Source organism: Rheinheimera texasensis DSM 17496 (genome assembly GCF_000711985.1).
GTDB lineage: Bacteria > Pseudomonadota > Gammaproteobacteria > Enterobacterales > Alteromonadaceae > Pararheinheimera > Pararheinheimera texasensis.
Genome location: NZ_JONU01000014.1, coordinates 163,932 through 177,841, shown reverse-complemented (window position 1 = coordinate 177,841; position 13,910 = coordinate 163,932). Strand labels below are relative to the sequence as shown.

The following is a 13,910-nucleotide window of genomic DNA, read 5'->3' as shown; positions in this document are numbered from 1 at the left end:
TTGTTTTTGCAGCAGTTTGGCAGCTTTTTATGCAAGGCAGTGCGAGAGCCGTGTAGTAATTCTACACAAACGAGCACTAACGCAGCAGAAAGAGCTGCCAAACGCTGCCCAAAGGGTTCGTTTGGCGGCGCTTTGGGCTTTGTCACTCGTTGCTCACATAGAATCACTATGCCACGCGCCTCGTTTCGCGCCCAAAACGCCGCCAACTCGAACAAAACTTAACCACCAAACATCAACACGCCCTACCAGCTGACTCCGCAAAGAGCGCAGTCACGGCCCCGGGATCGGCGGTGACTGCGTAAAACGACTATCTAAGCGCTATTGCTGCGCAGCGGTCAGAATGAACCGCGCACCCCAAAGGCCACACGCCGGCCGCTGTCTTCAATCAACAACAGCTGGTTAGCGAAACGACCCCGTTTGTGCACGTATTCATTGGTCAGGTTGATGCCTTCAATGACAACGGCCAGATCTGGCGTGATGTCATAGCTGGCACTGGCGTCAATCTGCGCATAGTCTTCGACAATGACCACACCGTCACCGTTGCTTTGGGTCAGCGACTGCACAAACGCATCCCGCCAATTGTATGCAACGCGTGCTTGCAATGGGCCTTGTTCATAAAACGCCACCAGGTTGTATGAATCACTGAGGCCGGTTAACGCAAACACCTGATTGATGTCGGCCGGATCCAGTTCGGCATTGCTGTCGACCAGTGTTGCATTCGCCATCACACCAAAACCTGACTCAAAGGTATGTTGCAGCGCCAGTTCAAAACCATCCACAATCGCCGACTCGCCGTTGCTTGGCAGCGTATTGCTGAAGACCGCCGTACTGTCAGCACTGTCCGGTGCGCCCGAATTGGTGCCGGTAGACGGATCGGTCAGCAAGCCGCCATTGGCCAGCGTGAAGGTTTTGTCTTCCGTGATGTTGATGATGAAGTTCGATACGTTTTTGCGGAAATAACCGCCTGACAGATAACTGGCATCGCTGTAATACCATTCCAGCGACAGGTCGAGGTTAGTCGCGCTGAACGGTTGCAGCTCAGGGTTGCCCGAGGTCGACGTTAAGTCGCCGCCCTGGCGGGTAGTACCAATCACCGTGACCGGGGACATGCTTTCCAGCGTGGGCCGGGTCAGGGTTTGTGACGCGGCGAAGCGGCCGACCAGGTCGTCAGAAATATCCAGTTTGACGCTGAAATTCGGCAGGATAGCTTCATAACTTGAGCTTTCCTGAATGGGTTGTGCTGCACCAAACTGCGCCAACATTTCAGTTTCATCAAGAATACGCAGGCCGCTGACCGGCGCATCGGTACCGTCCACATCCACACTGGTGCGCTCATAACGCACACCGGCCGTGCTGCTTAATGGCATGCCGGCTAAGGTACCTTCAAAATCAAGCTCTAAGTATAACGACGCTGTATCTTCACCGACTTCAAACGACTTGTTGCGCTTGACCGCGTCAAAGCTGATTGGCTTGCCAATCGAGGCCGCATATTGTTCGAGGAAAGCAAAGTTGGCTTCACCGTCATGCGCCAGCCATGAAGTTGGCATGCGGCCACTGCCGCTGACGCCGCTTAAGAAATCACTGCCGGCATTAAACACATATTGTGGGAAACCGGCCATGTTCGGTACATCCGGATAACCACAGAAAGTACAGTGGATGCCGACACCTTCGTTGTCCCAACGCTCCAGGGCTTTGGTTTCGGTCGAATACATGGCACCAAATTTCACTTTGGTTAAACCACTGGCGGCATCTTCGTTCCAGACGCCATCCCAACGCAGTTGGTTGAGATCATCCTCTACCGCCCAACCACGGCGCAACATCACGTGCGCTTTGCTGTTTTTCGGGTCCAGGTGATTCGACACGCCATCCGGTTTCACGCCCGGCTGGTAAGCGGTGCCGTTCAGCTCTTGCTGGCCGCTGTAAATATTTGGGTTGGCGCCGGCAAACTCGCTGGCATAGGGCAGGATATTGTCGTCAACCTGGAACCGGACCCGGTTGGCATAACCAATCAAGGAGAGCTGGTCACCGCGGCCATTGTTCGGTTCGCGCTCAGCACTGGAATGGCTGAAGTCGAATTTCATATTCAGATTGTTATTGACGTCCCAATCGGCATTCAGACCAATCGACAACGTATCCGTCAGGCGGTCGAATTTCTTCGCGTGCATGTCAGTGGCGAGGCCGACTTCCTGGTACAGGTCAATCACAGTGCCGTTGGCATCCACCACCGGGCCTTTGGCGCCGCCAAACCCAGTGATATTCGGCGCGGTAAACCAGTGGCCGTAAGAAGTTGTGTCGGCTTCAACGTCAAAATCGGAATAGAGCGCGTCAGCGGTCAGTTCCAGATTGTCGGCCGGTGCATATTGCAGCACCAGGTTGGCGTTGGTGCGGCTGCGCTCTTCAAACGTCACTTTATGGTCGTAGTTGCGTGGCGAGAAAATATTGCCGGTATAGGCTGCGCCGTTTTGCGTCACCGGATTTGGCACGCCAACGTTTTCCAGCCAGCCGTCAATTTGTGCCTGATTCAGTCGGGTGTCGCGCTGCTGATGTGATACAGCCAGCAAAGCGCCGACCGTGCCGTCTAAAAAGGTATCGCTGATCAGGCCAGAGACTTGTGGCGAGGTTTTTTCGCTGTTTTCCTCGTACACGCCTTTGATACTGCCGGCGACTTTAAAACCACCAATGGCAAAAGGTCGTGCGGTATTGACGTTCACAGTCGACCCAATGCCGCCAGATTGTTGCGTGGCCGTGGAGGTTTTGTGCACGTCGAGGCTACGGACCAATTCCGCTGCGATAGTGTCAAAACTAAAGGCGCGGCTTTGGTTTTCCGACGCCATTTGGCGGCCATTGACCAGCACTGTATTAAATTCCGGGCCAAAACCACGGACTGTGATCAGTTGACCTTCACCACCGGAGCGGTCAATCGACACGCCGGTAATGCGTTGCAGCGATTCCGCCAGGTTAGTGTCCGGGAACTTGCCAATGTCTTCAGCAGAAATCGAATCCACCACACCACCGGCTTCGCGTTTGGAATCCATCGCACGGCCCAGAGCACCACGGATACCCCGGACTTCAATCACTTCGGTTTTTGTCTCTTCTTTGTCCTGTGCTGCAAACGCCGGAGATACTGCGACAGTACTGATCACTGCCATCACTGCGGTTGCTACTTTGTTTTTCTTATAGTTCGCCATGTCGTCGTTACTCTCGAAAGTCGGATCTATCAAAATAGATACCTGCCCACTTTCGCTAACCACCGGCTTTAACCCGGTATCCTGCAACAAAATGCGTAACGCATCGTCGAGGTTGTACTGACCACGCAGCGGATTGGTCACTTTGCCTGCCATCTTGTCGATGGGAAACAGCAAGGTGATGTCAGCCTGTTCAGCAAAACTGATTAGCGAGAGATCGGCTCTTTGTTCCGGAATATTGAAAGCAATCTCAGACGACTTTTCACTGGCCAGCGCTGCAGCAGATAAGTTGCAGACCAGCAGCAATGACAACAAAGGCCGTCGCGTGCGTCGATATCCCCCCCGCATGTACTTACGCCATGCAGAGAACCAAGACGACAGAGCGCGAATTTTCCGCCATATCCTTTTAAACAAGCTGTGAAACAATTGGTGTGTCCTCTCCCCGGTCCTAGTCGATCTTTTTGTTTTTATTATGTTTTTTATTATTTTTTTATTGTGCGCTTTTTTATGCACGCAAGTTCGGGCTGATTTGCATGCTGCACTTACAATCAGGCTTCGACAACGCCTGCACCAGACCAGTGACTTTGTTGCACCAGAATGACCATTTGTCATCAAACCTGAATTACCGGCAAGTTTCAAGGGAGGAACTGCCGCAAGGATTTTTTGTGTTCTGTTAGCTTCGCTAAGAGGGGGTAGTTTTGTTGGAGCGTCACAGACATTCAATAGAAAAACTGCTGGCGAATTTTGTTATGGCTGAGTCAAATTTGCAGAAATTTCTGACATTGGCATCGATTGACTGCAAAAATTCTAATTTCTGTTGAGATCATTCCACGCCAGCAACACCATAGGGATGCGGGGCCTGCCCGGCACCGGCGTTGCATTTTAACAGGGCTTTTTTGCTCAGCAGCTGAGATCTGGCAATTAAGGTAGCAGGCGCTGTTTTAGACCGCGGGCAAAAGTGCGGCTGACTTTCAGCACTTTGCCGTTGGCAAGCACGGCTTTGTATTCGGAATTGCCGAGCGGTTGCAGCTGTTCGATGTAAGTCAGATTCACTACTGTTGATTTGTGAATGCGCACAAACAAGTCCGGCAGCCGCTCGTTAATCAGGTTTTTTAAGCGGGTGCGCATCACGTGGGTTTCGTTTTGGGTATGGACACACATATAGTCGCCGGCCGCATCAATCCACAGAATGTCCTGATAGGAGATGAGCTGGATGGGGCTGCGACCGTCCTGGATCACCAGTTTTTGCCTTTCGATACAATAGCGGGTCTCAGTTTCTGCCGTATCGCCGGCGGTGGCGGTGGCGGCGGGGCCGGCAGCTATCTGCGTCACAGCGTCAAGCAACTGCGCTTTACTGGCCGTGCCGGCGCGGGCCCGAACCCGGGCAATGGCATCCGCCAGCCGCTCCAGCTTGACCGGTTTTAACAGGTAGTCCAGCGCCCGGACCTCAAAGGCCTGCACCGCATGCTGGTGAAAAGCCGTGACAAACACAATGGCCGGACAGAGTTCCGGTTGCAGCTGACGGATCAGATCAAAGCCCGTTTCGCCCGGCATTTCGATATCCAGAAAAATCAGTTCCGGCTGATGCTGTGCCACCAATGTCAGCGCCGCCGCTACTGAACCGGCTTCTGCAACAACTTCGATATCAGCAAAACCTTGCAAACGCAGCCGCAGACCTTCGATGGCGGCCGGTTCGTCATCAACAATCAGGGTGCGTAATTTATTCATCCGGCCTCCGGAACTGTTGCTTGCATAGGCTGCAGCGGGATGCGGCAATGGATCCAGGCACCTTGCTGCGGCCTGTTGCCAAACTGAAACAGACTTTGGCCGGGATACAGCAGTGCCAGCCGGGCCTCACAGTTCTGCAGGCCGATGCCAGGCGCAGATCCGGCGCTGAATCCGCAGCCATTGTCCAGCATCTCAATCACCAGAAAATCCTCCTGCCGGCTGAAACTGACGCTGACGGCATAATGCTGCTGTGCTTGCTGCATGCCATGTTTCAGCGCATTTTCTGCCAGCGGTTGTAACAGCAACGACGGCATCAACAGCGGTTTGACGTCATCATCGGCACTGATAGTGACGGTCAGTTTATCGCGAAACCGACACTGCTCCACGGCGAAATAGGTTTGCAGAATGTCGATTTCTTCCGCCACTGTGACCTTGGCGAGCGGGTCGGTATAGAGGCTGTAACGTAGTAAATCACAGAGTTTTTCCAGCATCGATACCGCGTGCTGATTGTCCTGCCGCAAAATCAATGTGCAAATCGCGTTGATGCTGTTGAACATAAAATGCGGATTGAGCTGATAACGCAGCATTTTCAGCTGTGCTTCTTTCGCAAGATCCAGCGCTTCGGCCGCTTTTTGCCGCTGCTCCATGGTCTCAAAAGTCGCTTTGTAGGCGAAATATAATGCGGTCCAGGTCAGCAGAATCGTTAAAGACGCCGAGTGCCAGGTACCAACATCAAACCAGGTCATCGGCTGCCAGACTTGCCCATACAACCATTGTAACGTCAGCCACTTCCACTGGGTCCAGACCAGACAGCCGAGCAGCAACACGCCCAGATGCGAGTATATTTTCAGCCGGGTAGGCTGCTGGCTGAAGCGCTTGTAATAGCTGCGCAGCAGCAGCGTCACACCGAAACCAAAGCAGGTATCCAGCAGCAGATGCGGCAAATTCACCGACCAGGGTTCCTGGCTGGGAATTTTAATCATCAGCTCGGTCAGCACGGCGTATACGGCCCAGCCACCGCATTGGCAGAGCCAGAATAACTGATTGCGTGTGAAGGTTTTAACCAAAATGAAACCCCGGGATAAAGCGGCAGCGAGGTACGCCGCCGGTTCCAAACTCTAGATTATCCGGCGTCAGCGTGCCGGCGGCCGCGACCAAAACGCTGTCGGTTTTAAGGCGGCCGGTTGAAGTCGCGCCTGCGCCGGAGCGCAGCCCAGTTTGATCACTTTGGCATCAGTCGCAACATTGTTATCAGCAAGCACCACGTCCGCGACCGCCAGACTCAGACGGCCGCTGGCGCTGAACACCACCGCATCCTGTAACTGCTGGGTGAGCGCAGGCTGTGCCGCACAATCCAGGGCCACTTCGAGCAGCTGCCAGACACCCGGGTTGAACGTCGCCAGCGTCTCACTCAGGCTCAACTGGCGCTGACAAAGACCTGCAGCATCACACAGAACTGCCAGCTGCAGATTGGCCGGCACCTGCTGGTCCAGCCGTATATTTAAACGCAGCACTTTTGCAGCAACATAATCTTTGGCGGCTGCAGCTTTACGAAAACGCAGGCTGGCTTTGGCGCTTTGCGCCGCGTCCCAGCGTAATTGCCGCGCATCTTCCTGATAGGACAAATTAACTGACTGCATCGTCAGGCTTTTGCCATCAGTACTGACACCAAATGGTGTCGTCACCGTCACGGCACTGCCGCTGCTGTCGGTCAGGGCAAAGGCCAGACCCGGAGCCAGATTGCGCAAAAACAACGGGATTTGTCCGTCAGTGTTTTGCTGCTGCGTGGCCGTGGCCGCGCTTTGTTCAGGCAATAGCGGCAGTTCGTTGCGGTCAAGGTAGGTTAACCCATAGCCATAGGCAAACAAAGGGTCGTAGGCGGTATCTCCGTGATTGAGTACAAACTGTTGATCGCTGCGCGGCCAGGAGAAACTCAGTTTGCCATGGAAGTCATATTGCACTTTGCCCTTCGCGTCACGCAGCAGCACATCAGCCACGCCCTGACCTTCCGAGCCCGGTAACCAGGCCGCGACAAAAGCGTCAGAGGCATTCAGTTCCGGATTGACCCATAGCGGCCGGCCACTTAAAAACACCGTGACCACCGGAATACCTTGTTGTTTTAATTTGCGTAGCAAGGCCAGGTCTTGTTTATCACCCTGCTGATACGCCAGCTGCTGAATATCACCAAACCACTCGGCATAGGGGTTTTCACCGATGACTACTACTGCTACATCGGGCTTGTGCTGGTAATCGCCATCAACCGCCAGCTCGACTTTGCCACCGGCAGCTTCCACCTGCTGACGGATACCCTGATACACCGAAGTGGCATTGGGGAAATCGGCGTTGCTGTTGTCGGTACCCTGCCAGGACACACTCCATCCGCCGGCTTGTTTGGCGATATTGTCGGCGCCATCACCGGCCACCAGGATGCGGCTTTTCGGCGATAGCGGCAGTAGTTGCTGGTTATTTTTCAGCAACACCAGTGACTTACGCACCGCTTCCCGCGCCAGTGCCTTGTGCGCGTCGCTGTTGAATTCGGTTTGCTGTGATTCAGCACGACTGGACGGCTTGCCACGTTGCAGCAGGCCCCAGCGAATTTTGGCGCGTAAGAAGCGCCGCACCGCGTCGTCAATCCGGCTTTGTGGGATCAGGCCCTGTTCCACCTGACGGATGGTATTGTGGTAAAAGGCTTCAAAGTGCTCCGGTACCATCAGCACGTCGACACCTGCATTAATAGCACCGGCACATTGGGTTAAATCACAGCCCTCGACAAATGTGTGACCGTTCCAGTCGCTGACGACAAAACCATCAAAACCCATCTGTGTTTTCAGTACGTCGGTCAGCAGATACTGATGGCCATGCAGCCGTTTGCCGTTCCAGCTGTTAAAGGACACCATCACGGACTGCACGCCGGCAGCAATGGCGGTTTTGTAACCGGCTGCATGAATGTCACGCAAGCCTTGCTCGTCAATCAGCGTATCGCCCCGATCAACGCCTTTTTCCGTGCCACCATCACCGACAAAATGTTTGGCGGTGGCGATACGGCCGGCGCCCTGTAAAAAATCCTGCGCCAAAGTGCCCTGCAGCCCAGACACCATCTGGCCGGCATATGCCTGCACTATGGCCGGATCTTCGGAGTAACTTTCGTAGGTGCGGCCCCAGCGGTCGTCCCGCACCACGGCGACAGTGGGCGCAAAGCTCCATTCGATACCGGTTGCAGCCACTTCTTTCGCCGTCGCGACGCCAATGCGATGAATCAGTTCAGGGTCGCGGGCCGCACCCAGGCCAATATTGTGCGGAAATAACGTCGCACCAAACACATTGCTATGACCATGCATCGCATCAGTGCCCCAGATCGCCGGAATGCGGCTGCCATCCTGGCTGGCGTCGACGGAGGCTTCGTACATTTCATCGGCGTATTTCAGCCAGACCGACACCGGCGCACGTTTTTTGCCATAGGGCGCGGTGTTGCCGCCATTGAGGTAAGAGCCAAAACCATATTTGCGCATCTGCGCCAGCGACAGATAGCCAATTTCCGGCTGGATCATCTGCGCCACTTTTTGCCCCAACGTCATCCGCGCCAGGATTTGGTCCAGTAACTGCTCCAGCTGCGGGTCACGCGGCAGGCCGGTGTTGACATAAGGCCACGCAACTTTTGCCGGGGCGATGGCGTTTGCAGCAGCGCCAATACTGCTGGCCGCCTGAGTAGCCTGAACGTCGGCAGCAACTGCCGTCGTGGAGACAACAGCTAACAGCACCAGGCTGGCTGTGTCGAAAGAGAGTCGGGGAGATGGGATACAACGCATACAAAAATCCTTGGTGATCACCACATCCATCGCTGGCAGTGGAAAAGAAACCGCTCATCCGGTGTAGTTCCTCCGGACTGAGCGGTTAAAAGCCAGGACAGTCAGCTTTAGAAGTGGTCAGTTTCAAACACGGCAAGCGTCAGCAATGACCTGTGTCAGAAGTTAAAACCGGCCCGCACGCCGTAATAACGCGGCATGCCAAAGCTGCCTTTCGGGAAGCCTTTGCCGGTGTTACTCCAGTGCTGCACCAATTCGTCGGTGGCATTGCTGATAAACACTTCGGCATACCAGGCCTGACCCACCGGCTCGTATTTCAGCGAGGCATTGGCCGAGGTATAAGCATCACGACGGTCATCGATATAACGCGTCGCATCTGCCGACACTGCAAACTTCATGTCGTCCAGGTGGCGATCGACGTTCCAGATGGTGTTGTAGGATTTGTCTTTCCAGCTCAGGTTAAACCAGCCGTGGATAAAGCCGAAGCGGCCCAAATCCACACTGTGGGTGTAACTTAAGTTGGCGGTGATTTCCGGCACCATCGCCAGCTGATTGCCTTTGAGGTTGGTGCTCAGCAGACTGTTATTCGGGTCCATCGACTGCTCATACGACAACTTAAACAGATACTCCGGGTCATAATCCCACTTGGTGATCCAGTCTTCAGTGATACGGGCGTCAGTCCAGGTGACATAACCGTTGATGCGGCCACTGGGGTACGGTTTCCAGTCAAACTCCAGTTCAATACCTTTGATGGTCGAAGCCGGCACGTTTTGCGTGTAATAGGCGATCACCGGCATATTGCGATAATCCAGCACCGGCTTGCCGTCAGGCCCCAAGACCGGGCTGCCATCCGGGTTTTCCACCGCTGCCAGCCGCTCCACGTTGCCGATGGAACCAACAGAAGCATATTGCATGTCGGTGTAGTCGGTATAAAAGAATACAGCCTGTAAATTCAGCGAGTTATCCAGCAGACTAGTTTTGGCACCCAGCTCGTAGGTCAGCACTTGTTCCGGGTCAAACTGGGTTTCAAAGCGCTGCTTCTGGCCGGTTCTGTCGTTGACCACTTCAAACACATCACCGATACCACCGGCTTTAAAACCGGACGCGACATAGCCGTATAACATGGTGTCAGCGCTCAGGTCGTAATCCAGACCAAGGCGGAAATCGTGGTTACGCCAGCTGCCTTTGTTGTCATTGGCAAAAGACGATTTATAAATGGCCGGATCTTCAAAGGCATTGGTTGGCAGGCCGGACAACAGCGTGCGGTTAAACCAGCCCGGTGCACAGCCGTCGGCATTGGAGCAGCGCAGCGTGCGGCCGCCTTTGTCTTGTTTGGTTTCGTCACTGAAACGATAACCCAGCGTCAGGTGCGTGACCGGAGTCAGGTTGTAAGTGGCCTGACCAAAAGCGGCCAGTGCGTCGGTCGAGCGATCCGGCTGGTCCCAAAAGGCTTTGTCGTCCATCGGGTTATCGTAATAGCCGAAGGTGACGGTTTTTTCATGGAACAGGTTCACCCCGGCGATCCAGACTAAATCACCGCGCTCATCCGACTGCAGCTGCAGCTCGGTGGAATAAGAGCGCGCACCGGTGCCGTCGAGGAAAAACATCGCGCCGTCCCAGACGTCCAGCCCAACCTCAGTATCCTGTGCCGACTGGCGCTGCATATCTTCATAACCGGCCAGCCAGACCAGGTTCAGTTCGTCGGTCAATTCGTAGTTCAGCGTGTTGCGCAGGTAAGTGATGTCCAGCTCCAGTTTGCCCGGCACGTTCACCACGGCCTGATACGTGTTGTCGCTGGGTAAAAAGCTGGCGCAGTCGCCGCCCAGTGCCGCTGGTCTGCCACGTAATTTGTCGCAGTTCACCATATCAACCGAGCCGGCACTGTCATTTTTGTAATACTGGAATACGGTATGGTTCGTGAAACGACCGGCTGACGGCTGCCATAAGGTACTGACGCGGAACGAATGCTCGTTAGCGTTGTTGTAAAAATCGCTTTTGTTGGCCGGTGTTAAGGCCCGCACTTTTTGTGCATTCGGGTTAGTGCCAGCGGCATCTATCCACCAGTTTTCGCGTTGGGTTAAGGTCTGACCGACGCCTGAATAGGAATTTTCGGCGATGACTTCGCCATCCAGCACACCAGCCGGCAAATAACGGGTGTCATACTGGTTCGGATCCCAGTAGCCTTCAACATAAGAATCACGTTTAAGGGTTTTGCCGGAAAAACGCACGGCAAAATCATCAGTTAACCCCAGGTTGAACATGCCACCAAAGCTTTTGGCATTAAATTTCCCAAGTTCAGTATTGGCGTTGCCATAAGTGCTGCCAATTTCCGGTTTGGCCGACAGCACATTGATGCTACCCACCGTCGAATTGCGGCCAAACAGCGTGCCTTGCGGGCCGCGCAAGGCTTCGACCCGCTCGACGTCATACATCAGCGCCAGCGCGCCCTGCATCCGTGGCGAATAGATCCCATCCAGATGCACACCAACTGCCGGGTCACCAAGCTCGGTAATATTGGTCGAGCGGATGCCACGCATCGTGATCACCGGCGCAGCCTGCTCGGAGGCAACCGAGATATCCAGCCCCGGTACTAAATCAGCGATATCCACCACATTATTGACACCATGCTGCTGCAGCTGGGTGTCGCTGATGGCCGAAATCGCCACCGGCGTTTCCATCAGTTTGGTTTTGCGTTTGGTGGCCGTGACTGAAATCACTTCCAGCGCGACGTCATTGCTGCTGTTTTTTGCTGCCGCAGTATTGCTGCCAGTTTTGGTCTGAGCGCTATCGGCAGCTGTGTCCTGCGCCATAGCCGGAAATGCGCACGCCAGCGCCACCGCAAGCGAAAGTGCGTTACGTTTGAACATGTTCTACCCCTGTCTGTGTGTTTTTTGCTTTTGTTGTGGTGGCAAACCGACTGCGGGCTGTTGCCACAGGCGGTACCTTAAAGCGGTGACAGAAGACAGAGATAGACAGATTCGACAAGGCGAGACAGCCACACTACAACACGAGACAGTGGATAACTCACAGGAACAAAGTACAGGGTCAGCCAGACAGAGCTGCAAATGACAAATCTGCCAGCCGCTATTGATATATAGTATTTATAATACATATAATCTTTTAAAGTGTTTTTAAGAGATGTGTCAGATGCGAATTCTGGTAACCGGCGGGCTGGGTTATATCGGTAGCCACTGCTGTATTGCGTTACATCAGGCGGGTTTCACGCCGGTGATTTATGACAATCTGAGTAACAGCAGCCGGCGGGTGCTGGATCAGCTGGAGAAAATCTGCGGCCAACGCTTTGATTTTGTTGAGGCTGATTTACTGGATAACACGGCATTGCAGCAAGCTTTTGCCCAATATCAGCCTGAAGCAGTGTTTCATTTTGCGGCATTAAAAGCAGTGGGCGAATCCGTACAGCAACCACTGCGTTATTATCAGAACAACGTCGCAGGTACACTCAACCTGTTGCAACAAATGCAACAAGCAGGTTGTCAGCGACTGATTTTCAGCTCCTCAGCCACTGTGTATGGGGACCCGCAGTTTCTACCGCTGACCGAACAGCATCCGCTCGGTGCCACCAACTCTTATGGCTGGACCAAAGTGATGGCCGAGCAAATGCTGCAGGACCAGTGTCAGGCACAATCCGGCTTTTTAGCTATTGCGCTCAGGTACTTTAATCCGGCCGGCGCGCACCCCAGTGGTCTGATTGGCGAAGACCCGCGCGGTATTCCGAATAACCTGATGCCTTATGTGGCGCAGACTGCCGTTGGCCGCCGGCCTTTTGTCAGCATTTTTGGTGATGATTATCCAACACCGGACGGCACCGGCATGCGTGACTATATCCACGTGATGGATTTGGCCGAAGGCCATGTTGCGGCATATCAGCGCCTCGTCACACAAACTGGTTACCATGTTTTTAATCTCGGCACCGGCAAAGGCGATTCTGTGCTGCAGCTAATCGCTGCTTTTAGCGCCGCAGCCGGTAAAGATATCCCTTATCAATTCAGCGCCCGTCGCCCCGGCGACATCGCCGCCAGTTATGCCGACGCGACCAAAGCCTTGCAACAACTGGGTTGGCAGACCCGTTACGACCTGCAACGCATGGCGCAAGACAGCTGGCGCTGGCAAACCCAATATCCTCAAGGTCTGGAGCCTTCCGATGACAGAATTTGACAAGCCGCACCGGCGAAAGAACCCGTTAACCGGCCGCTGGGTACTGGTATCACCACACCGCAACAACAGGCCATGGCTCGGTGCCACTGAAGCCGCTAGCGCAGACCAGCTACCAGCTTTTGACGCCAATTGCCCATTGTGCCCCGGCAATACCAGAGCCAATGGCGAAATTAATCCGGTGTATGACACCACGCATGTGTTTGCCAACGACTTCGGCGCGCTGATACCGGCGGCCAGCCAAGCTGCGGAACCTGCAGATCCGCTGTTTCAGCACCAGGTCACCGACGGCGAATGCCGCGTGGTGTGTTTTTCACCTGAGCACCATCTGACGCTGCCGGAAATGTCGGTACCGGCGCTGGTTGCAGTGGTGCAGACCTGGCAGCAGCATTATCGCGAGCTGCGCCAGCGCTATGCCTGTGTACATATTTTTGAAAATAAAGGCGCCATCATGGGCTGCTCGCAGCCGCATCCGCATGGTCAGATTTGGGCACACCAGCATTTATCGACCGAGATTGAGCTGGAAGACCAGCATCAGGCGGCTTATCTGGCGAGTCATGGCGGTGCTTTGCTGGCCGACTATGCCGTCAGGGAACAGCAGCAATCAGAACGTATCGTTTGTCAGAACGCGCACTGGCTGGTGGTGGTGCCATATTGGGCGGCCTGGCCTTTTGAAACCCTGCTGCTGTGCAAAGACGATGTGCAGCATATTGATGTGCTAAACCCGGCACAGGTGGAAACGTTGGCGCAGATCTTAAAAGAGCTGACCAGCCGGTATGACAACGTGTTCCAGTGCAGCTTTCCGTATTCAATGGGCTGGCACAATGCGCCGGCCGATGGTGAGCCTCAGCCACACTGGCGCCTGCACGCCCACTTTTATCCGCCGTTGCTGCGTTCAGCAACAGTGAAAAAACATATGGTCGGCTACGAGATGATGGCGGAAAGCCAGCGCGATCTGACGCCGGAAACCGCCGCAGCCATCCTGCGTAATGTCCCTGCCACCCGCAGCTTTTAGGAACAG

General features: G+C 54.5%; 7 protein-coding genes. 2 read left to right on the top strand and 5 right to left on the bottom strand.

The window, feature by feature from the left end; all coding sequences use genetic code 11:
• Positions 1 to 335: 335 nt before the first annotated feature.
• The 5 genes from Q399_RS0109575 to Q399_RS0109550 all read right to left on the bottom strand — a co-directional run bounded on the left by Q399_RS0109575 (position 336) and on the right by Q399_RS0109550 (position 11,583).
• The gene (locus tag Q399_RS0109575) at positions 336 to 3,533 is read right to left on the bottom strand and encodes a TonB-dependent receptor (RefSeq protein WP_084164238.1); all 3,198 of its coding nucleotides are present in this window, start codon (positions 3,531 to 3,533) and stop codon (positions 336 to 338) included.
• A gap of 573 nt (positions 3,534 to 4,106) precedes the next feature.
• On the bottom strand, positions 4,107 to 4,913 hold the full coding sequence (locus Q399_RS0109565) for a LytR/AlgR family response regulator transcription factor (protein WP_031568124.1): 807 nt from the start codon (positions 4,911 to 4,913) through the stop codon (positions 4,107 to 4,109).
• Positions 4,910 to 5,980 (bottom strand): sensor histidine kinase, encoded by a 1,071-nt coding sequence (locus Q399_RS0109560; protein ID WP_031568123.1) that lies wholly within the window; start codon positions 5,978 to 5,980, stop codon positions 4,910 to 4,912. The genes Q399_RS0109565 and Q399_RS0109560 overlap by 4 nt, the downstream gene beginning before the upstream one ends.
• 66 nt (positions 5,981 to 6,046) lie before the next feature.
• On the bottom strand, positions 6,047 to 8,719 hold the full coding sequence (locus Q399_RS0109555; protein WP_084164244.1) for a glycoside hydrolase family 3 protein: 2,673 nt from the start codon (positions 8,717 to 8,719) through the stop codon (positions 6,047 to 6,049).
• Between the two features lie 155 nt (positions 8,720 to 8,874).
• Complete coding sequence (locus Q399_RS0109550) at positions 8,875 to 11,583, bottom strand: TonB-dependent receptor (RefSeq protein ID WP_031568120.1); 2,709 nt, start codon at positions 11,581 to 11,583, stop codon at positions 8,875 to 8,877.
• A 280-nt stretch (positions 11,584 to 11,863) separates the two neighbouring features.
• Between Q399_RS0109550 and galE the strand changes: the two genes are divergently transcribed.
• Together galE and Q399_RS0109540 are read left to right on the top strand one after the other, a co-directional pair.
• Positions 11,864 to 12,892 carry a UDP-glucose 4-epimerase GalE gene (galE, locus tag Q399_RS0109545; RefSeq protein WP_031568119.1) on the top strand — a complete coding sequence of 343 codons (1,029 nt, stop codon included), beginning with the start codon at positions 11,864 to 11,866 and terminating at the stop codon, positions 12,890 to 12,892.
• The gene (locus Q399_RS0109540) at positions 12,879 to 13,904 is read left to right on the top strand and encodes a UDP-glucose--hexose-1-phosphate uridylyltransferase (protein WP_031568118.1); all 1,026 of its coding nucleotides are present in this window, start codon (positions 12,879 to 12,881) and stop codon (positions 13,902 to 13,904) included. The genes galE and Q399_RS0109540 overlap by 14 nt, the downstream gene beginning before the upstream one ends.
• Positions 13,905 to 13,910: the final 6 nt, after the last annotated feature.

What these genes read in the sequence shown, in the direction of transcription:
- Q399_RS0109575 (WP_084164238.1), bottom strand. Translation starts at nt 3,533, where the DNA reads ATGCGGGGGGGATATCGACGCACGCGACGGCCTTTGTTGTCATTGCTG.
- Q399_RS0109565 (WP_031568124.1), bottom strand. Translation starts at nt 4,913, where the DNA reads ATGAATAAATTACGCACCCTGATTGTTGATGACGAACCGGCCGCCATC.
- Q399_RS0109555 (WP_084164244.1), bottom strand. Translation starts at nt 8,719, where the DNA reads ATGCGTTGTATCCCATCTCCCCGACTCTCTTTCGACACAGCCAGCCTG.
- Q399_RS0109550 (WP_031568120.1), bottom strand. Translation starts at nt 11,583, where the DNA reads ATGTTCAAACGTAACGCACTTTCGCTTGCGGTGGCGCTGGCGTGCGCA.
- galE (WP_031568119.1), top strand. Translation starts at nt 11,864, where the DNA reads ATGCGAATTCTGGTAACCGGCGGGCTGGGTTATATCGGTAGCCACTGC.
- Q399_RS0109540 (WP_031568118.1), top strand. Translation starts at nt 12,879, where the DNA reads ATGACAGAATTTGACAAGCCGCACCGGCGAAAGAACCCGTTAACCGGC.